The organism is Myxococcus sp. CA033 (assembly GCF_013336625.1).
Taxonomy (GTDB): domain Bacteria; phylum Myxococcota; class Myxococcia; order Myxococcales; family Myxococcaceae; genus Myxococcus; species Myxococcus llanfairpwllgwyngyllgogerychwyrndrobwllllantysiliogogogochensis.
On sequence record NZ_JABUMU010000006.1, the window covers coordinates 186,180 to 205,471 of the forward strand.

The following is a 19,292-nucleotide window of genomic DNA, read 5'->3' on the forward strand; positions in this document are numbered from 1 at the left end:
GAAAGGAGAACGAGGACTCTACTGCCCTCCCTCAACGACTCACAGCACAAGACCGTCGGCGCAGAATGCAACGCACCGGCGTCATAATTTGCCAGCGTCGCCTCTCATCTCCCAGGCTCCGAGAAGCCGCGGGTGTCTCGTTTGACCACTCACTTCGTGCAAGGGAAAGAACCGGGAGCCCGCGCGTCCTTCGAGTCGGCTGAAAGCTGTCAGCTCGGACCCCACGCCCCAGCAACTCACATGCCCCTGGTCGGTTGACGCACCATGGCTGGGTTTGCACCCGGCTGGCATCTCGCAAGCCATCACCTGATGCCCCGCGACAGCCCGCGCCGACGCCCGAAGTCGCGCCTCGTCGCGTCCTCCACCCGCGCACGCGTGGACCTGCTTCCGGGCCTCGCGGACCCCGGGGTCCCCCTCACCCGCGATGCCCGGACGACACCGTCCGTGAGCGCCCCTCACTCCCAACTCGCACGGTGGGGCTTGACCCGAGGCCCGTATTCACGGTACTGATCTTGATATTGATACTGATTATCAAAATCAACTGAGCTCGACAGCATCGAGCCGGATACGGAGGGACGAGACGTGGCACGTGATCTGGGACCGAGGGGCAAGATGTGCCGGCGACTGGGGATTCCGCTCTCGCGAATCACCGCGAAGGACCCGGACAAGGACCCGGTGCTGCGGCGTCCCTATCCGCCCGGCCAGCACGGCGCCACGGCGCGCATGGGCAACAGCGACTTCTCCCGGCGGCTAAGGGAGAAGCAGAAGCTGAAGCTGTACTACGGCCTGCTGGAGAAGCAGTGCCGCCGCGCGTTCATGGAAGCGCGTCGCTCGCCGGGCAACACGGGCACGGTGTTGTTGCAGTTGCTGGAGAGCCGCCTGGACGCGCTGGTGTTGCGCGCGGGGCTGGCCACGAGCATCCGCCAGGCGCGCCAGTTCGTCCGCCACGGGTACTTCCAGGTGAATGGCGCCGCGACGGACATCCCCAGCTTCCGCGTCAAGCCGGGCAGCGAGATTCGCTACCTCCCCGCCCACCTGAAGCTGCTCATCGTCCGCGAGTCCTTCGAGCGGATGAAGGGGCGCTCCGTGCCGCCGTACGTGCAGGTGCTCGGTGACGGAGAGGGCCTGCGCTTCGTGCGCACCCCGGAGCGGGAAGAGATTCCCGTCGACGTGAACGAGCCGTTCATCGTCGAGTACTACGCGCAGCGCAGCTGACACGACGGGCACTCGGAATCACCGCGAATGGGTCGGGCTCCAGGGCCTCCCATTCGCGCCCGAGGCCCCGGTCGACGGACGCCCAGGCGCGTCACACCGAGGCGCCTGGGTGCTCAGGGCAGCAGCGCCGCCTTCAGCTCCGCCACGGAGTGGAACAGGTGCGCGGGAGCATGGCGCGCCAGTGCGTCCGCCAGCGTGTAGCCCCATCCCACGGCGGCGGCGGGGATGCGAGCCTCTCGCGCCGCCTCGATATCGCGAATCTCGTCGCCCACCGACAGGGCCTCGGCCGTCGTCACCCCGGCGCGCTTGAGCATGCGTCGGAACTTCGCGGCCTTTCCGAAGATGGCGGCGCCACAGTCGAAGTGCGTCACCGATTCGACGACGGGGCCCAGCACCGAGCGCACCGACACCTCGCTGTCCGAGCTGATGATGGCCACCGTCACGCCGGCGTGCTTCAGCTCCGCGAGCAGCTCCGGCACGCCCGGGAACAAGGGAGTGGAGGAGGCGGCGGACAGCTTCTGCTTGCGCATGTAGCTGACGATGGCGGGCAGCCGCCACATGGGCACCTTCGTGTGCGCCATGATTTCGCGTCCGGACATGCCTCGCATCGCCTCGAACTCCGTCGGCGTCAGCCGTGAGAAGCCGAAGCGGTCGGCCATGTCGTTGAAGACGGAGCGGAACCACGGCAGGGAGTCCGCCAAGGTGCCGTCGAAGTCGAAGATGACCAGGCGATAGGGAGACATGAGGCGCCGCGGAGTCATACCAGAAACCCCTCACGACGCGCGCCGCAGGCTCCGCACCACGCTGACAACCTGCTCGCGGACGAAGCGGATGGCCTCGTCGTCCTCGGACGCGCTCCGCCAGAGCAACTCCATGGGAGCGCCTCTCAACGTGAAGGGCGGCTTCAACGGACGAAGGAACGGGCGCAGCGCCACCACGTCCCGAGCGACCATCCCCGGCACGGTCGCGACGAGCGTGCTGTTCTCCAGGAGGGCGCCCAGGCCATGGAACGTGGGAATCGACACCCTCACCCGCCGCTGGTGGCCGAGCACATCTTCCACCACGCCGCGCAGGTCTCCGTTGTACGAGACAATGACGTGCTCCTGCGCCAGGTAGCGCTCCAGTGTGAGCGTCTTCCCGAGGCGAAGCCGACGCGCGTCGTGCAGACACGTGAAGTGCTCGGTGAACAGCTCCAGTCGCCGCATGCCCGAAGGCAGCTCATCCGCCACCGTCACCGCCAGGTCCACCGCCGACGCGCTCAGCAACCCTCCCACGGTGCGGAACTGCACCGGAAGCACGACGAGCTTCAGGTGAGGGGCCTCACTCGCGAGCACGTGGAGCAGGCGCGGCAGGAGCCAGGACTCACTCGCGTCGGAGAGGCCAAGGCGCACCGTTCGCTCGCTCGTCCGTGGGTCGAACGCGGCGGGAGCCAGCGCGGCCTCCACCAGGGCCTCCAGGTGTGGCCTCGCGGAGGCCAGCAGTCGCCGCCCCCGCGCGCTCAAAACGAGTCCGCGCCCATCCCGGACGAACAGCGGTGAGCCCACCGCTGACGTCAGGCGCCTCAGCGCCGCGCTCACCGCGGGCTGCGTGAGATAGAGGCGCGCCGCAGCAGCGGTGACACTGCCCAGCTCGGCCACGACGACGAAGACGCGCAGCAGGTTGAGGTCCAGCGACTTCTCATAGATGGCGTTCATGTTCGGGATGCATCCTATTGATTGGATTCCAGGATGGCGATTCGCGAATTCTTGTGGCGTCGGCACGACAAAGGGAGACGCGATGAGCACGCACGAAGCCAGGCAGACGCGGCACACGGTGAAGCCAGGCACCACGGGCCCCGAGGTCTTCCCACTCGGCCTGGGATGCATGGGCATGTCCGGCATGTACGGCGCCACCAACGACGATGAGAGCCTGCGCACCGTGCACGCGGCCATTGAGCGCGGCGTCACGCTGCTCGACACGGGCGATTTCTATGGCATGGGCCACAACGAGCTGCTCGTGGGACGCGCCATCGCCGGGCGCCGCGAGCGGGTCCAGCTCTCCGTGAAGTTCGGCGCGCTCCGGGGCCCGGATGGGAGCTGGCTCGGCATGGACCTACGCCCCGCCGCCGTGAAGAACTTCGCCACGTATTCGCTGAAGCGCCTGGGCGTCGACGTCATCGACATCTACCGCCCCGCACGGCTGGACCCGAACGTCCCCATCGAGGAGACCATCGGCGCGATTTCGGACCTGGTGAAGGCGGGGTACGTCCGCCATATCGGCCTCTCCGAGGTCGGCGCCGAAACCCTCCGCCGCGCGCACCGCGTCCACCCCATCGCCGACCTGCAAATCGAGTACTCCCTCGCGAGCCGGGGTCCCGAGTCGACCATCTTCCCTACCCTCCGGGAGCTCGGCATCAGCGCGACGCTCTACGGCGTCCTCTCCCGAGGCCTGTTGACCGGGAGCAAGCCCACCGGCGCCGGTGACTTCCGCGCCCATCTGCCCCGCTTCAGTGGCGAGCATCGCGAGAAGAACGAGGACGTGGTGGGTTCGCTCCACCGCTTCGCGCACGAGCGGCGGATGTCGCCCGCACAGCTCGCCATCGCCTGGGTGCTCGCACGACAGCCCGGGTTCGTGCCAGTCATCGGGGTGAAGAACGTGGCACAGCTCGACGACGCGCTGGGGGCCTTGAATCGGCCCCTGACGAGCGAAGACGTCGCCGCGCTCGACTCGCTCGGGGCTGTCTCCGGTGGACGCTATGGGCCCGAGCAGATGCGCTTGCTGGACAGCGAGCGCCGGTAGCGCCCAAGCCTAATTGGAGCCCCTGCAACGTCAGACAGAGCCGCTAGAGTGGTTGGTGCGATGCGAGCCATCATCCACGTGGACATGGACGCTTTCTATGCGTCCGTGGAGCAGCGGGACAACCCAGCCCTGAAGGGCAAACCTGTCATCGTTGGCGGGCATGCCCAGCGAGGAGTGGTCGTCGCCGCGTCCTATGAAGTGAGACCCTTCGGTGTGCGCAGCGCCATGCCCATGGCGCGCGCGGTGAAGGCCGCGCCCCATGCCATCATCGTCAAGCCACGCTTCCCCGCGTACGCGGAGGCCAGCGAGCAGGTCTTCTCCATCTTCGAGCGCTACACCCCGCTCATCGAGCCCTTGTCCCTGGATGAAGCCTTCCTGGACGTCACGGCCTCGGTGGGCCTGTTCGGCTCGCCCGCGGATATCGCGCGGCGCATCCGCAAGGACATCGCGGACGAGCTGAAGCTGCCGTCGTCCGCGGGCATCGCCACGGTGAAGTTCGTGGCGAAGATCGCCTCGGACCTGGCCAAGCCCAACGGCCAGCGGGAGGTCCGCGCGGAGGAGACGGTGGCGGTCCTCGCGGGCCTGCCGGTGTCGCGCCTGTGGGGCGTGGGGCCGAAGACGGAGGAGGCCCTCCAGCGCTCGGGGCTGAAGACCATCGGCGACGTGGCGACGAAGGACCCGGAGTGGCTGGAGGCGCGGCTGGGCACCAGCGGTCGGCACCTGTGGGAGCTGTCGCAGGGCATCGACATGCGCGAGGTGGTGCCGGACCGCGCGGCCAAGAGCGTGGGCGCCGAAGACACCTTCGAGGAAGACCTCGCGGGCGTGGAGACCCTCAAGCCCCACGTGCATGCCCAGGCGCTGCGCGTGGCTCGGCGCCTGCGGCGCGCGGGCGTGAAGGGCCGCGTGGTGCAGCTCAAGCTGAAGCTTTCGGACTTCACGCTCCTCACCCGCCGCACCACGCTGCGTGAGGCGACGGACGACGGGCAGACGCTCTATCGCACCGCGCTGGAGTTGCTGGAGCGCTCACACGAGGGCAAGCCCATCCGCCTCACCGGGGTGAGCGTGCAGCTCGACGAGGTGCCGCCCCAGCTCGGACTCTTCCCCGCCGCGCCGCCCCGGACGGCGAAGCTGAACGCGGCGCTGGATAGAATCGCGGAGCGCTTCGGCAGCAAGGCCATCACCACCGCGGACATCGCGGGCAGCGACGCCCCGGGTGGCGACGAGCACCGCTCCGAGCGCCCCGTGGACAAGGACAAACCCAAGCGCTGAGCGCGCTCAGTCCGCGGCGGGAACCATGTCGGGCGGCGGCGGCTGACGCGCGGCCTCGTCCCGGGACATGACCAATACGCCCACCAGCGCCAGTCCTCCACCGACGAGCTGCACCCAGTCGGGCTTCTCACCCAGGAGCGGCACGGCCCACAGCGTGGAGAGCACGGGCTCACCGAGCGAGGCCACCGCCACGAAGGGCGCGGAGAGGTGACGCACGGAGGCGTTGAGCAGCGAGTGGCCGATGAGCTGCGGCACCAGGGCCAGTCCCACCAGCACCATCCAGGTGCTCGGCGTGAAGCCCGTCAGCGGCGAGTCGACGAAGCCGTGCGCCACCATCAGCGCCACCGCCGCGACCGAGTAGACGATGCCCACGTACGTGCCCAGCGACATCGACGCGCGCACGCGACGGCCCACGACGAAGTACACGCCCGCCATGACGGCGCCGGCCACCGCGAGCAGGTCACCCCAGAGCGCCGTGCCTCCGGCCGCGAAGTCCCGCGCGCCGATGAGGACACTGCCCGCGAGACACAGGACGAGCGCCGCGATACCACGAGGGCCCACGCGCTCACCCAGGGCGAGCCACGCGAACAGCGTCACCCACACCGGCTGCGTGGTGACGAGCGCCACCGAGCTGGCCACGGTGGTGTACTGGAGCGACGCAATCCAGGTCGCGAAGTGCAGCGCCAGCGCGAGGCCGGACAACACCAGCCAGCCCCAGGTCCGCGCGGACAGGGACGTCAGCTCCGAGCGGCCCCGCACCAGCGCGAGCGCCAGCAGCGGCACCGAGGCGAAGGTGAGGCGCCACGCGGAGATGGCCAGGGACGGCGCCTCCGCGAAGCGGATGAGCGGCGCGGCCCAGGACACGGCCACCACGCCCAGCACCAGTCCCCCGTAGACACGCGTCCGGGGGACCTCCGCGGGGGGCGCCGGGTTCACGCCTCGCCGGCGCCGGAGCCGGATGAAGAACCCGCTGAGGCGGAGCCCTCTCCCCCGGCACGACGACGACGACGACGGCGGCGACGCTTGCGCTGGCCACCGGGCTCGGAGCCCTCGCTGTCGGAGGCCTCGGGGCGAGGAGGCGGCACCTCGCCGGCCTTCCACGCGTCCAGTTGCTCACGGTGCTCTCCGGTCGCCTCCACCGTCATCTCGAACACGGTGAGGGCCTCGCCGAAGAGAGGGTGACGCCGGAAGGCCGCGCTCTTGCGGCGGCGCTCGCCGGACAGCGTGCGCTGCGCGAGCAGCAGCATGCGGCAGCGCTCGGCGATGCGGCGGGGCAGCCGGGCCGACTGGACGAAGCCGGCGAGCAGCTCCTCCACCACCTGCGACACGGAAGGACGACCGCCCTCCTGCGGCTCGGCGGGCGGACCCGAGTGGCTGATGGGCACCAGCAGCGCCGCCAGGAGGATGGCGTCGTCGAGCGGCTCACCCGCGGCCACCCGGCGGTCCAGCGCCTGCGCGAAGGAGTAGAAGGTCTTCTCGCCTTCCTTGCCGTGCTGCTTGAGGTACGCATTCACCGGCGGCAGCAGGAACTTCATCGCATCCAGCGCGTCCAGCAGCTTCAGGGCCGGTGCTGACACGCCGCCGCGGATGAGCCGGAAGGTCTCCTCCAGCAGACGCGCGGGAGCGCAGCGCGGCAGGTCCTCCACCGCGCCTTCCATGGCCGCGTACGTGCGCGACTCGATGTCCAGGTCCAGCTTCGCGGCGAAACGCACGGCGCGCAGGATTCGCACCGGGTCCTCGCGCATGCGCACTTCCGGGTCGCCGATGGTGCGGATGAACCGCTCGTCCAAGTCACGACGGCCGCGGACGTAGTCGATGACCCGTCCCTCGCTCACGTCGTAGAACAGGCCGTTGATGGTGAAGTCGCGGCGGCGCGCGTCCTGCTGCGCGGTGCCGAAGACGTTGTCGTGGGTGATGAGCAGGTCATCGCCCCCGGCCTCGCCCTCGTCCTCCGGCGCGGAAGGCGCCGCGGCCTCCAGCTCCGTCGGATTCGCCCGGAAGGTGGAGACCTCGATGATCTTCCCACCCTTGAAGTAGACGTGCGCCAGCCGGAAGCGACGGCCGATGAGCCGGCAGTTGCGGAAGATGGCGCGCACCTCGCCCGGGTGGGCACTGGTGGCGACGTCGAAGTCCTTGGGCTTCTTGCCGAGCAGCAGATCGCGCACGCAGCCGCCCACCAGGTACGCCTGATGGCCGTGCTGATGCAGCCGCAGAACCACCTTCAGGGCGTCCGGGTCCAGCTCGTCCGGGTCGATTTCCGCCGGCTCTCCCGTGGAACGGACATGAGGGGCGTGCAGCGCGCGCTCGTAGGGAGTCGGCTCGGGCTCCGGCTCGAGCACGGTGGGCACCTGCTCCACCTCGTCCTCGGCGGCCTCGGCGGCGTCCTGCGCCTCGGCGGCGGCGAGCACCTCCGCGGCGGCCAGACCCGTCTCGTCGAAGACGCCGTCGAGCGCGTCGACCTCGTCGTCGTCATCGGACTCGTCGTCGGCGTCGTCCTCGAGCGGGCTCATCTGGCTTCTGGGCTCGGGCGCTTCGTCGGCGGAGACAGCGGAGTGGGAAGAAACTTCGGGGAGGGCCGATTCGGCGGCCACGGACTCGGGGGCACTCGCCTGTTCCGAGGGGGCAGTCGTCAGCTCCAGATTGGAAGACATGGAAACCTCTTGAGCGCCGCGCTCGGAGCCCACTGCCGCCTCGGATGAGGCAACCTCGCGCGCGTCTTATCGGGCGCAGGTGGCAGCGGACCGCCGGCAGGCGGCGTTTCAGTCAAAACTCGCGTCATCACCATGGACACCCCAAACGGGGCGCTTCAGGGGCAGCCGTCTATAGCGCATCCGCCCTGGGAGGGAGTAGCGCCCTTTCTGCGGGTCCACCGGACAGGTGGAGCGCTTCCACCCCACCCGTCCCTTTTCCAGCAACAAGGGGCTCGACCGTGCATTCGGGGAGGCGTCGAAGGGCATCCTGTTCCAGGCTCGCTCCAGGCGGTGAAAAAGAGTCCGCCACGAGTATCAACCCCATGGCCGGCAGCCGGCGGCAGGCTCCCGCCCTCCCGGATGACTCTGTTCCGTATCAACACTGGAAGCGCGTGAAACGTTCTGGAACCGGCCCAAGCACCGTGCACCAGCCCGCCTGGGCAGCACCCCGGCGGGCCCGGACGCGTCCCACCCGCCTGGTCGGTCGTCTGGACACCAGGCAGCCACCCTCCCGTTGAGTTCGGGCACCCCTCGCACATGGGGTGCGCGCGCGCCGCGGTTCCTGTCCTGGCGGGCTCAGGGAGACGGCTTGGTGCGGCCCTTGTGGTTTCGCGGAAGCGCGTGGTGGATGAGGGAGACGTAGTCCACCGCCTGCACGGGCGGAGGGGGCGGCGGCGTGCCCAGCGCCGCGAGCCGCTTGCTGAACGCGGAGAGGATGTCCGGCATCGGACGCATCGCGGCGAGCAGCTTGTTGGGCCCCTCCAGCGCCTGGGACAGCGCCACCGCCGCCTGCTGCAGCGGCAGGCCCCGGCGCAGCAGGTCCTGGAAGGAGTTGGAGAGGGTGATGATGTTGTGCCCCGCCGTCTGCACCATCTCCACCGCGATTTTCAGCACCTGCGGCGCGGACAGATGCCCGTCCGCCAACAGCACCAGCGCGGCCTGGAAGTAGTTGAAGATGGGGACGACGCGAGGCCCGTACGCCGTGAAGTGCGCGGGCGGCGTCAGCTTGTCCAGGTGGATGAAGATGCGCCGCACCGGGTCCGCCACCGGAATCTGCTTCCACGCCGCGCGCACGCGCTCCGCGTCGTCCGGATAGACACCGCCCGCCTCCAGCACCTGGGACAACACGCGCTCGTCCACGCGGCCGGCAATCAGGTCCGCGAAGAGCGAGTAGATGAACGCATCCGCCTCCGCGTCGTCACCGAAGAGGACCTCCTCGGCCTCCGCGGGCGCCTTCACCCGGCTCTCCAGAATCGCCGGCAGCTTGTAGCCCACCTGCCCGCGCAGCGCGCGGAAGCGCCCGCGCAAGAGGTTGCCGATGTTGTCCTTGAGGACGAACTCGTCCCAGCGCACGCCGTCCAGCTTGAGCTTCTCCTCCAGCACGGCGCGCATCTGCTTGGGGCTGCCGGAGACGATGCACAGCCGCGAGTCGCCGTTCTCCGACAGCTCGCGGATGAGCGCGCTCGCGCCTGGGATGGCGACCTTCTCGTGCGCCTTCTGGAAGGCCGTGCGCAGCAGGTCCTTGAGCGAATCGAAGTCCGTCTGGAGGTACGTCTTGTCCAGATCCCAGCGGTAGATGCGCCGCGGCGGTCGCGGGTCGATGCGGTCCGGCAGACTCACTTCTGAAGACCTTCCCGGATGGAGCTCCCCAGGTTGTTCGCCACCACCTTGGCGGCCACCTTGCCCGCGTTGGCGATGGCGCGCGCCTTCGAGCGCCCGTGCGCCTTGATGAAGATGCGGTCGAACCCGAGGATGGGCGCACCGCCGTACTGGTTCCAGTCGGTGATGTCCTTGATGCGCTGAATCCCGCTGGACAGCATGGCCAGGCCCGCGCGCCAGCGCAGGCTCTCCTTGTAGGCGTACTGGGCCAGCTCCACGACTGTCTCGTGCACGCCCTCCAGCATCTTCAGGCACACGTTGCCCGTGAAGCCGTCGGTGACGATGACATCCGCGGTGCCCTTGGGAATGTCGATGCCCTCCACGTTGCCGATGAAGTTGATGTCCTTCATCTCCGACAGCCGCGCGTGCGCCTCCACCACCCGGGGCGGGCCCTTCTGCGGCTCGACGCCGTTGGACAACAGCGCCACCTTGGGCCGCTCGTTGCGGGAGATGATGCGCGCGTACTGCGAGCCCATGACGGCGAACGTCACCAGGTCATCGGCCGTGGCCTCCACCGTCGCCCCCACGTCGAGGATGAGGGAGAACGGGTCCTCCTTCGCGCCTCGCACCGAGCGCGTCGGATACACCGTGGCCAGCGCCGCGCGGCGCACGCCGGGGATGAGCTGGAAGTGGCGCGCGCACGCCAGCACGCCCGCGCCCGTGTTGCCCGCGGACACCAGCGCCTGGGCCTCGCCCTCCGCGACGAGCCTGGCGGCCACCGCCACCGACGCGTTGGGCTTGCGCGCCAGGGCCTCGCCGGGTTTCTCGTCCATGCCCACGAAGTCCGCCGCGTGCTGGACGGAGATGCGCTCGCCGTTGTGCTTCGTCTCCGCGAGCGCGTTGTCGATGAGCGTCCGGTCCCCCACCAGCAACGCATGGATGTGGGGTGAGTCCAGGGAGAGCTGCGCGGCTCCGCGCACCACCTCCGCTGGCCCATGGTCCGTCCCCATCACGTCGAAGGCAATCGTCACGGGCTGCGGCTGTTTGACCACCATGGCCCCCATCTTACGACCTTTGTCCGGCCCTCGCGCCTGCCATTCTCGCCTGAGTCACGAGGCTGGCCGCTACCAACGCCCCCACCACGAGCATTCCCGCCGCCGTCCCGTACGGCACCCCGGGCCCCAAGCGGGTGAAGAGCCACCCGCCCAGCGCCGGCCCCAGAATCCGCCCCAGCGAGCCCGCGGCCTGGAAGCCCCCCAGCGCCGCACCGAGTCGTTGCGGGGGCGCATGCAGTGATACCAGCGCGGACAGGCAGGGGTTCGTCAAGGCCGAGCCCACTGCCAACAGCCCCATGACGGGAAACAGCCACCCGTACGTGGGCGCCACCGGGAGGAGCGCCAGGCCCAGCGCCGTCACCCCGAAGCCCGCCGTGGCCACCTGGGCCTCTCGCCCCGAGCCCCCGCCCCCCTCCCCTCCCACCAGCCTGCGCACCACCCCACCCTGCACCAGCGCGCTGAGCACGCCCACCACCGCGAAGAGCCAGCCCGCGCGCAGGCTCGCCTCGCGGAGCACCGCCGTGTCCGTCATCACCGGGTGGAGGAACAGCCCCCCCTCCAGCGCCACCGGCCCCACGGAGAGAAAGCGCGTGAGCAGGTAGACGGAGAACGTCCCCTCCATCTGTGAGAACGCGGTGGTGAACAGCAGCATCAGCACCAGGCACCGCGCGACGACGGGCAACCGCAGCGCCTGGACGGCGCCCTTGAGGGTGCGCACATGGCCCTCCGGCCCCCCCTCCACCCGGGACTCCGGGAGGAAGAACCAGGTGCAGACCAGATTGACGGCCACCAGCCCCGCCGCGAACAGGCCAATGGCCAGGTTGCCGCCCCATGCGCCCAGAAAACCGCCCAGCGCGGGCCCCAGCACGAAACCCAGGCCGAAGGCCGCGCCGATGACGCCCATGCCCCGCGCGCGCTCCTCCGGGCGGGTGATGTCCGCGACGACGGCCTGCGCGGTGGCGATGTTGCCGCCGGAGATGCCGTCGATGACGCGCGCCAGGAAGAGCAGCGGCAGCGAGTGCGCCAGGGCGAACAGCACGTAGCCCAACAGCGAGCCCACCTGACTGAGCAGCAACACCGGCCGGCGGCCGTACCTGTCACTCAGCCGGCCGAGCACGGGGGCCGCCACCAGCTGCATCAGCGAATAGACGGAGATGAGCAGCCCCACCGTGAAGGGCGACGCTCCGAACTTCACTCCGTACACGCCCAGCTGCGGAATCAGGATGCCGAACCCGATGAGGTCCAGCGACACGATTCCGAAGACGACGCGCAGTGACGCCGTCCGGCTCACCCGTAGCTCCCTTGCTGGAAATGAAAAACCGCCGGAGCGCGGAAGATAGCGCTCCGGCGGTCTGAAAGGCGCGGCAACTCCGCGCCCCGCGACGATTTGACGCTCTCTTCTAGAGCGCCTCGGCGGACTGGACGTTCCGGTTCGCCGTGTCGCGGTCGATGCAGCCCTTGGTCAGGGTGTACTGGTACGTGCCCAGCTCGTCGCGCCAGTACTCACCCTCGTACGGCCAGTAGAGCTGGTCGTCGGAGACGGCCACCGAGAACTTGTACTTCTTGACGATGGACGTACGGCCCCCCGCCTTGAGCTGGTCCTCGAGGAACTCCTTCTCCTTCGTCGTCGTCTCGAACTTGATGCGCAGGCCGTTGGCGAGCAGCTGCTTGAGCGCGACGAGCTCCGTCTCCAGCTTGCCCTTGGCCATGATGCCCGCCTTGGAGATGAGGCCCGTGCGGTGGACCTTCAGCTCCTCCAGCAGGCTCTTGGAGAGCTCGGAGTACTTGAAGGTGTCACCCCGGCTGGCGAACGCGTCCATCTCCCCTTCCAGCTCGAGGATGGAGTCGTTCGTCTTGCGCAGGTCCTGGTCCGTGAGGGCCAGGCGGAGGATGCGCTCCAGGATGACGTCCGTCTCGTTCTTCTCCAGGCCGTCCTTGTTCTTCTTCTGCACGTCCGCGAGCACCGAGTAGTACTCGCCCGCTTCCATGTTCTTCTTCACCAGGGACTCGAGCTGGTCATGCACCGGCAGGTACGTGCGCTCGAAGTCCTGGAGGATGATGTTGGACTCGCGGTAGCGGCAGTTCTCGTAATAGATGACCGCCTTGAGGATGAGCGCTTCCGGGAAGTACTCCTCGCGGAAGAAGGGCGACGAGAGCGTGATGAGGTTGCCCAGCGCCTGCTCGAACTGACCCACGCGGTAGTTGGCCCAGCTCGCCTCGAAGAGCGACTCCAGCCACTGCGTGTTCCCGCGCTCCACCTTGCCCAGGTAGAACAGCGCGAAGCGGTTCTGCTGCATGCCGTAGTGCGTGCGGGCCAGCTGCATGAACGCCAGCTCGCGCAGCGACTTGTCCAGCTTGACCTGGTCCGCGGACTTGCCGGCCACCGGGCGGGTGAGGCGCACCACTTCCTTCATCGCCTCCACCGAGGCCAGCATCTCCCCGTTGCCACGCTTGGCCGCCGCGTCCTTCTGACGGCTGCCGTTGCGGAACGAGGCCAGACCGTCCAGGTACCGCGCGCGCGGGTAGAACGCGTCCGTCTTGGGAATCAGCAACGTCAGCCGCTGCACTTCCGCGAAGCTCTTGTCCGCGTCCGCGTTCTGGCCCACCTGGTCCAGCGCGCGGCCGCGCACGAAGTGGTAACGCGCCAGCAGGTAGCGGAACTCGTTGCGGTACTTCTCCGGGAACTCCTGGTTCGCGTGACGGGCAATCTCGTCGAGGATGACCGTCTCGTTCTTCGTCTTGCGGCTGATGAAGAACAGCCACTCCAGGCTCGTCTTGAAGAACTTGGTGGAGGGCCCCAGGGCGAGCAGCTTGGAGAACTCACCGAGCGACGAGTGGTACATGCCCATGCGGTAGAGCGACTTGGCCAGCACGTAGCGCGCCTCCGTGTGCAGGCCCGCGAGCTTCGGGTCCGCGAGGAGCTCGTGGGCCGACATGGCGGCCTTCTCGTACTCGTCGTTCTTGAAGAGGCTGACGGTGATGTCCAGCCGCTGGCGGTCCGCCGTCTTGCCGGAGACATCCACCGCGTCGAAGGACATGGTGGGCGCGGGCGTCTTGGGCGTCTCCTGCGTCAGGTCCAGCCCGAAGCCGCCGCTGTTCGCGGGAGCCGCGGGCGGGGTGGGCGTGGGCGCCGGAGCGGGCGTCGCCTCGGAGGGAGAGGTGGGGCCGGTCACCGCGGCCGGAGTGGCCTCGATGGGACCGGTGGCCTCCGCCGGAGCGTCGTCTTCCACGGGCGCGGGAGGCGTCTTGCCCCGCGAGCCACGCGTCGGCTTCTTCTTCGACTTGGAGGCCTTGGAGGACCGGGTGGTTGAAGCACCCTTCTTCTTCTTCTTGGACTTGGACTGACCACCCAGGTCCAGTCCCTCGAAGTTCTGGGCGAACGAAGGGGCCGTCCACACGAGCGCGAGCCCGAGGACGGCGAGGCGGATGAGCCTGAAGGAGCGCAGCATCATGACCCAGGGTTGGACGACGGGAAGAAGAAGGACACTCCCAGCTCGAACAGCAGCTGGTTGCGCAGATAGTTGTCGGTGCGGCCCTTCTCCACATAGATGAGGTCGCGCACCTCCGTGCGCAGCGTCACCCAGCGGTTGAAGAAGAAGCGCATCCCCACGCCCACGTTGCCGCCGGGGGTGAGGTAGTCCTTGGCCAAGAGGCCCGTGGCATCATCCAGGTCCGGTCCCCGGTACTGGATGACCGAGCCACCCACGACGCCGTACAGGTCGAAGTGGATGAAGCTTTCGGCCAAGAGCGACAGCTTGCCGTAGATGGGCGCCCACTGGACGTCCGCGCCACCCAGCAGCTTGAGCTGCCCGGGAGCCTGACCATCCAGTTCGCTCTTGGCGGGCGACTTACAGCCGCGCGTGGAGCCATCCGTGCCGTCGGAGAAGGTGCAGATCTGCGCCGAGCCCGCGACCGCGTTCACCGCGTAGCCCGCCCGCAGGCTGATGCCGAGCGTCTCCATGGGGTGATACGTGAGCACGCCACCGAAGATGTACTTGGTGAAGAAGGCGTCGCGCAGCGACAGCGTCGCGGACGGGCTGAACTCGAAGCGCCCCTTCTTCAGGAACACGTGGCCCGACACGGGCCGCACCCGCTCACGCAGGGGGCCGAGCCGGTCCTTGTCCACCTCGGACACGTCGCCGGCCTCCTCCTCCTCGGAGGTGGTCTGCGCGTTCGCCAGCACGGGCATGGCGAGACAGAGGGTCAACAGCCAACGGAAGACGGGCTTCATTCCGCGTCCCTCCCCGTCGAACGGAAGGGCAGGAACAGCGAGATGCCGGCGTTGAGGGTCATGACGTTCTGGATGGCCCCCTTGGCGCTGCCCAGGGGCTGATCCACATAGGAGGTGTTGATGAGCGCCACGTTCACCGCGATGAAGTCCTGGGCCACGAAGCGCATGCCCAGGCCCAGGTCCGCGGCGGGGTTGAGCCCGCGGCCCGGCAAGGATGAGGTCTCCGTCTTCACCACGCCCGCGCCCGCCAGCAGATAGCCGTCGAAGTGCAGGATGGAGTTGAGGAAGGCCACCTTGCCGTACAGCGGGCTCCACTCCACGTCGCCCATGGCGGACCACTCGGGCACCGAGTTGTAGATCTTGCTGTAGAAGGCGCGCTTGGCGGTGCGCACGTCGTCGGACGGCACCACCTGCATCAGCGAGCCACGCGCCGAGATGGCCAGGGTGTCCGCCAGGTAGTAGGCGCCCCGCAAGGAGACACCCACCTTCGAATAGAACGGATCATTGACGGAGACGCTGATGAGCGGCGTCAGCTCGAAGCGTCCCTGCTTCCGGTACACCTTTCGCTGGACGCTCTTCACCCGGTCTTCCTGGGTGATGTCGGTCAGCGGCGGCAAGGCCTCGGGAGGAGGAGCCTCCTCCTCCACGGGTCGGGTGGCGGTCGCTGCGGGCGCGGCCTCCTCCGCCGGTGGCGGCGTGGGTGATTCTTCGGACTTGGGCTGGGTCTCTTCCGTGAGGTCGAGTCCCATGCCCTCCTGGCTCTGCGCAGGTGCCAGGGCGGGCACCAGGCACAGCGCGAGCAGCAACGTGTGGCGATTCAAACCGGGGGCTCCGTGGGGGAGGGGGGGAAAGACTCCACCGGGGGTTCAGCGCGACTCTTCGCTTCGCCATCCTATCGGTCGTATTCCCGAGCAGCAACCGCCCAGCGCATGCCTGTCTACTCTGTATCTCTCCGGTATTCCTGAACAATTCCAGAGTGGACACCGCGGTGTGTGAGCGTTGGCACCCGGAGGTGCTGTGCTACCCTGGGCGCGCTAGTCGTGGGCCCCCCGTGCCCCCTCCCCCTTGTCGAGGTCTCATGAAGATGTCCGTGCGAGCCGCCTTCCTCGTGTCCACCGCGCTGTTGCTCGGGGGATGCAAGGTCAGCAGCGAGATTGGCAAGCCGTGCACCCTGGTCCGGAAGGCGCTGCCCGAGGAGAACTCGCCGACCAAGACCATGCCGGTGCTGGAGAGTGAAGTGGCGGACCGCCAGGACTTCATCTCCTTTGGTTCCGTCGAGTGCGAGGACCTCATCTGTGTGCGGGATCAGGACTACCCCCGCGCGCGCACCGAGGATGGCGCGGTGAACCCGACGGCGCCGGCGATGGGTTACTGCAGCAAGCCGTGCATCGACGGGGCCAGCTCCGACGCGTGCGAGGTGAAGGACACCTCCGACGTGAATCCGGACCTGCCGGGCCGGATGACCTGCCGCTCGCTGCTGCTGGACGAGGACACGCTCGACGCGCTGCGTTCCGCGGATGAGGACTTCTACCGACGGACCTTCGGTGAGAACAACTCGCCCTTCTTCTGCGCCGGGAACATCAGCGCGCAGGGTGGGTGACACTTTCGTGCGCGGGAGGTAGACCTTTTCCCGCGCTTGATTCGTAAAGGCAGGGCCCGCGTCGTCCGCGCAAGGAGCCCTGCCTCATGAATCGAACGGTCCTCTTCCTGTCCCTGGCCGGTGGCCTGGCCCTCACCGCCCTGGTGCTGGGCCTGCCCCAGGTGACCCGCCCGAGGACGGATCCCGTCGTCGAGGTGAAGACGCCGCCTCCGACTCCTCCCCTCCCCGTGCAAGGCACGCCCGGCTCGCTGACGATGACGAGCCGCCTGTCGCATCCGTATGTGCCCGCGGGCAGCTCGGAGGTCTTCGCCACGGTGGACCTGACGGGCGCGGAGGTCCCGGGCGCCAAGCGCCGCCCCGTGAATCTGGCGCTGGTCATCGACCGCTCGGGCTCCATGAGCGGCTACAAGCTGGCGCAGGCGAAGCAGGCCGCGCGGCACCTGGTGGGGCTGCTGCGGGACGAGGACCGGCTGGCCATCGTCCACTACGGCTCGGACGTGAAGAGCCTTCCGTCGGCGCCGGCCACGCCCGCGCAGCGCGAGCGGATGCTTCAGTACGTGGATGGCATCTGGGATGACGGCGGCACCAACATCTCCGCGGGCCTGTCCGCGGGCCGCTACCAGCTGTCCACCGCGCAGGAGGGCTTCGGCGTCAACCGGCTCATCCTCCTGAGCGACGGCCAGCCCACCGAGGGAATCACCGACGACGAGGGCCTGACGCGGCAGGTGCGCGAGCTGCGCGCCACGGGAATCACGGTGAGCGCCATTGGCGTGGGCACCGACTTCAACGAGGACCTGATGCAGGGCTTCGCCGAGTACGGCGCCGGTGCGTACGGCTACCTGGAGGACGCTGGCCAGTTGGCCGCGCTCTTCCAGAAGGACCTCCAGCAGGCCTCCACCACGGTGGCGCGGGACGTGACGCTGACCTTCACGCTGCCCTCGGGCACGGTGCTGGGCGAGGTGCTGGGCTACAACGCGCGGCAGTCCGGCAACCAGGTGATGGTCTCGCTGCCGAACTTCTCCGCCGGCCAGTTGGAGCGCGTCGTCGTGCGCCTGTCGACGACGGGCGACGCGGTGGGCCAGACGGTGCGGGTGACGGACCTGACGCTCAACTACACCGACCTCATCCGCAACGTGGGCGTGGAGAACGGCGCCGCCCTGTCCGCGGTGGTGACGGACCGGCAGGAAGAGGTTGTCGCGAGGCAGGACAAGGACGCCACGGTGTACGCGGTGCGGGCGCGCAGCGCGCAGAACCTCCAGAAGGCCGCCGAGGCCCTGCGCGAGGGCCGCCGCGACGAGGCCAAGGGCTACATCCAGCAGAACCAGGTGATGTTCAAGGAGGCCAGCACCGTGGCGAGCCCGGCGGCGGTGGCCTCGGACCTGGCCGAGCAGCAGGCCACGCTGGACGAGTACGAGAGCGCCGGAAGCGAAGAGGAGGTCCGCTCCGCCACGAAGAAGTCCAAGGTGAAGGCGCTGCGCGGCTTCGGCAAGGTGGGCTCCACCTACTGACCTCGAGGCCCGCGCCTCACTCGGGCCCGACACCCCACCCCGCTCCCGCACGGTGCTCGACAGCGCCGGGCGGAGGCGGGGTGTTTCATTTCAGGGGACGGCTAGTAGCAGAGGTACGCGTCCATCCAGTTGGCGTGAGGATCCGCGGGCTCCGCGAAGGGCACGGAGATCTTGTTGGCGTAGCGGCCCATCTGAGACCACACGAAGTTCAGGGCGGACGTCGGCGGCACGCAGAGGTAGTTGTCATCCCACCCCGTCTCCCCTGACATGCGGATGCGCGTGCAGCGCATGCCCGAAATCGCCCCGGTCTCGCTCCAGCGCAGGCCCACGTCGCGCTCGGCGCACAGGAAGTTGTCGTTCCACGTGCCCGCCACGTCGGTCGTCTCCGTGATGGCCGTGCACGCCTTGCCCTGGATGGGGCCAGCGGAGGAGAACTGGAACGCCAGCGGCACCTCGCGGTAGCAGAGGTAGTTGTCGTCCCAGGTATGGGGGTCCTCCGTCTCCAGCAACCGGGTGCAGAGCCAGTCCGGCCCCAGCAGCGGCCCCGCTGACGAAAAGGCGAACATCGCCTCCGCCTCCTCGGGCACGCACAGGAAGTTGTCGTGCCACGTGGTCTCCGCCGGCTCCGCGCTCTCGACAATCGGGTTGCAGCGAGCCCCGGCCGGCAAGGTGCCGTCCATGGTCCAGCGCAGGCCGATGTCCTTGTTGGTGCAGAGATGGTTGTCCCCCCACCCTCCCGCGAGGTCGGCCAGCTCGTTCATCAGCGTGCAGGTCATCCCTTCGATGGGGCCAGACGCGCTGAAGCGCATCACCAGCGGCGCCTCCAGGCAGAGGTAGTTGTCGCTCCACCCGTGAGGGTCCTGGGGCTCGTTGAAGCTGACGCACTCCTTGCCAAGCAACGACCCCGCGCTGGACCAGGTCAGGGTGAGCGGAGACTCGTGAGGGATGCACAGATAGTTCTCGGCCCACGAACTCCCGGGCTCCGAGCGCTCCGTCACGGGAGTGCAACGCATGAGGGGCAGGGGCAGCTCGTCGGCGTGGACCCAGACGAAGCCGAGGTCCGTCGGCGAGCACAGGTAGTTGTCACTCCAGCCATTCGAATCCTGGGGCTCGTCGATGGCGACGCAGTGCATCCCGTCAATGGGGCCGCTCGCGCTGAAGACAATCTGATGGTGGCTCGTGGGCAGAGAGGATGGCGAGTCCAGCGAAGCCACCACGGCCTGTCCACGCACGGGCGGCGCGGTGTCGTCGCCCCCTGCCTGACAGCCCAGGCCCACCAGGACACAGAGAAGTCCTGGAGCGAACGCTCGATGAACGACGACACGATGGAGGGGGATTTTCATCGGA

The 19,292-nt window shown here is 68.6% G+C and carries 16 protein-coding genes; 5 read left to right on the top strand and 11 right to left on the bottom strand.

Translation table 11 applies throughout. The annotated features are described in order from the left end of the window. Positions 1–582 precede the first annotated feature (582 nt). Positions 583–1,215: a 30S ribosomal protein S4 gene (gene rpsD / locus HUA78_RS18070; protein WP_141644875.1), complete on the top strand. Its 633-nt coding sequence runs from the start codon at positions 583–585 to the stop codon at positions 1,213–1,215. 113 nt (positions 1,216–1,328) lie between these two features. On the opposite strand, the gene HUA78_RS18075 is transcribed toward rpsD, so the two are convergent. Together HUA78_RS18075 and HUA78_RS18080 are read right to left on the bottom strand one after the other, a co-directional pair. After that, the gene (locus HUA78_RS18075) at positions 1,329–1,958 is read right to left on the bottom strand and encodes an HAD-IA family hydrolase (RefSeq protein ID WP_174461841.1); all 630 of its coding nucleotides are present in this window, start codon (positions 1,956–1,958) and stop codon (positions 1,329–1,331) included. A gap of 30 nt (positions 1,959–1,988) precedes the next feature. Beyond that, a complete protein-coding gene (locus HUA78_RS18080; protein ID WP_174457132.1) occupies positions 1,989–2,909 on the bottom strand; it encodes a LysR family transcriptional regulator in 921 nt (306 codons plus the stop codon). Positions 2,910–2,991: 82 nt separating this feature from the next. Between HUA78_RS18080 and HUA78_RS18085 the strand changes: the two genes are divergently transcribed. After that, positions 2,992–3,993 (top strand): aldo/keto reductase, encoded by a 1,002-nt coding sequence (locus tag HUA78_RS18085; protein ID WP_174476807.1) that lies wholly within the window; start codon positions 2,992–2,994, stop codon positions 3,991–3,993. A 60-nt stretch (positions 3,994–4,053) separates the two neighbouring features. Continuing rightward, on the top strand, positions 4,054–5,262 hold the full coding sequence (locus tag HUA78_RS18090) for a DNA polymerase IV (RefSeq protein ID WP_174457134.1): 1,209 nt from the start codon (positions 4,054–4,056) through the stop codon (positions 5,260–5,262). Between the two features lie 6 nt (positions 5,263–5,268). Here the strand turns inward: HUA78_RS18090 and HUA78_RS18095 are convergent, their stop codons facing one another. The 8 genes from HUA78_RS18095 to HUA78_RS18130 all read right to left on the bottom strand — a co-directional run bounded on the left by HUA78_RS18095 (position 5,269) and on the right by HUA78_RS18130 (position 15,658). After that, positions 5,269–6,198, bottom strand: a complete 930-nt coding sequence (locus tag HUA78_RS18095) for a DMT family transporter (protein WP_174466393.1) — start codon at positions 6,196–6,198, stop codon at positions 5,269–5,271. After that, on the bottom strand, positions 6,195–7,913 hold the full coding sequence (gene pcnB / locus HUA78_RS18100) for a polynucleotide adenylyltransferase PcnB (protein ID WP_174457136.1): 1,719 nt from the start codon (positions 7,911–7,913) through the stop codon (positions 6,195–6,197). Before pcnB ends, HUA78_RS18095 begins: the two co-directional genes overlap by 4 nt. Positions 7,914–8,528: 615 nt before the next feature. After that, positions 8,529–9,572 (bottom strand): phosphatase domain-containing protein, encoded by a 1,044-nt coding sequence (locus HUA78_RS18105; RefSeq protein WP_141644869.1) that lies wholly within the window; start codon positions 9,570–9,572, stop codon positions 8,529–8,531. After that, complete coding sequence (gene plsX / locus HUA78_RS18110; RefSeq protein ID WP_371745607.1) at positions 9,569–10,615, bottom strand: phosphate acyltransferase PlsX; 1,047 nt, start codon at positions 10,613–10,615, stop codon at positions 9,569–9,571. The genes HUA78_RS18105 and plsX overlap by 4 nt, the downstream gene beginning before the upstream one ends. A 1-nt stretch (position 10,616) precedes the next feature. Further along, the gene (locus HUA78_RS18115; RefSeq protein WP_174457137.1) at positions 10,617–11,897 is read right to left on the bottom strand and encodes an MFS transporter; all 1,281 of its coding nucleotides are present in this window, start codon (positions 11,895–11,897) and stop codon (positions 10,617–10,619) included. A 109-nt stretch (positions 11,898–12,006) separates the two neighbouring features. After that, a complete protein-coding gene (gene gltC / locus HUA78_RS18120) occupies positions 12,007–14,055 on the bottom strand; it encodes an adventurous gliding motility protein GltC (protein WP_141649331.1) in 2,049 nt (682 codons plus the stop codon). Then, a complete protein-coding gene (locus HUA78_RS18125) occupies positions 14,055–14,837 on the bottom strand; it encodes an outer membrane beta-barrel domain-containing protein (protein WP_174457138.1) in 783 nt (260 codons plus the stop codon). The genes gltC and HUA78_RS18125 overlap by 1 nt, the downstream gene beginning before the upstream one ends. Continuing rightward, positions 14,834–15,658, bottom strand: a complete 825-nt coding sequence (locus HUA78_RS18130; protein WP_141649328.1) for an outer membrane beta-barrel domain-containing protein — start codon at positions 15,656–15,658, stop codon at positions 14,834–14,836. Before HUA78_RS18130 ends, HUA78_RS18125 begins: the two co-directional genes overlap by 4 nt. 257 nt (positions 15,659–15,915) lie before the next feature. Between HUA78_RS18130 and cglC the strand changes: the two genes are divergently transcribed. Both cglC and HUA78_RS18140 read left to right on the top strand, forming a co-directional pair. Next, a complete protein-coding gene (gene cglC, locus HUA78_RS18135) occupies positions 15,916–16,437 on the top strand; it encodes an adventurous gliding motility lipoprotein CglC (protein ID WP_174457139.1) in 522 nt (173 codons plus the stop codon). Positions 16,438–16,523: 86 nt separating this feature from the next. After that, the gene (locus HUA78_RS18140; RefSeq protein WP_174461837.1) at positions 16,524–17,945 is read left to right on the top strand and encodes a VWA domain-containing protein; all 1,422 of its coding nucleotides are present in this window, start codon (positions 16,524–16,526) and stop codon (positions 17,943–17,945) included. 101 nt (positions 17,946–18,046) lie between these two features. On the opposite strand, the gene HUA78_RS18145 is transcribed toward HUA78_RS18140, so the two are convergent. Further along, positions 18,047–19,288, bottom strand: a complete 1,242-nt coding sequence (locus tag HUA78_RS18145; protein WP_174467835.1) for a hypothetical protein — start codon at positions 19,286–19,288, stop codon at positions 18,047–18,049. Positions 19,289–19,292 lie beyond the last annotated feature (4 nt).

Excerpts from the sequence above, each read along its gene's own strand:
- HUA78_RS18075 (WP_174461841.1), bottom strand. The coding sequence starts at position 1,958 with ATGTCTCCCTATCGCCTGGTCATCTTCGACTTCGACGGCACCTTGGCG.
- HUA78_RS18080 (WP_174457132.1), bottom strand. The coding sequence starts at position 2,909 with ATGAACGCCATCTATGAGAAGTCGCTGGACCTCAACCTGCTGCGCGTC.
- HUA78_RS18085 (WP_174476807.1), top strand. The coding sequence starts at position 2,992 with ATGAGCACGCACGAAGCCAGGCAGACGCGGCACACGGTGAAGCCAGGC.
- HUA78_RS18090 (WP_174457134.1), top strand. The coding sequence starts at position 4,054 with ATGCGAGCCATCATCCACGTGGACATGGACGCTTTCTATGCGTCCGTG.
- pcnB (WP_174457136.1), bottom strand. The coding sequence starts at position 7,913 with ATGTCTTCCAATCTGGAGCTGACGACTGCCCCCTCGGAACAGGCGAGT.
- plsX (WP_371745607.1), bottom strand. The coding sequence starts at position 10,615 with ATGGGGGCCATGGTGGTCAAACAGCCGCAGCCCGTGACGATTGCCTTC.
- gltC (WP_141649331.1), bottom strand. The coding sequence starts at position 14,055 with ATGCTGCGCTCCTTCAGGCTCATCCGCCTCGCCGTCCTCGGGCTCGCG.
- HUA78_RS18125 (WP_174457138.1), bottom strand. The coding sequence starts at position 14,837 with ATGAAGCCCGTCTTCCGTTGGCTGTTGACCCTCTGTCTCGCCATGCCC.
- cglC (WP_174457139.1), top strand. The coding sequence starts at position 15,916 with ATGAAGATGTCCGTGCGAGCCGCCTTCCTCGTGTCCACCGCGCTGTTG.
- HUA78_RS18140 (WP_174461837.1), top strand. The coding sequence starts at position 16,524 with ATGAATCGAACGGTCCTCTTCCTGTCCCTGGCCGGTGGCCTGGCCCTC.
- HUA78_RS18145 (WP_174467835.1), bottom strand. The coding sequence starts at position 19,288 with ATGAAAATCCCCCTCCATCGTGTCGTCGTTCATCGAGCGTTCGCTCCA.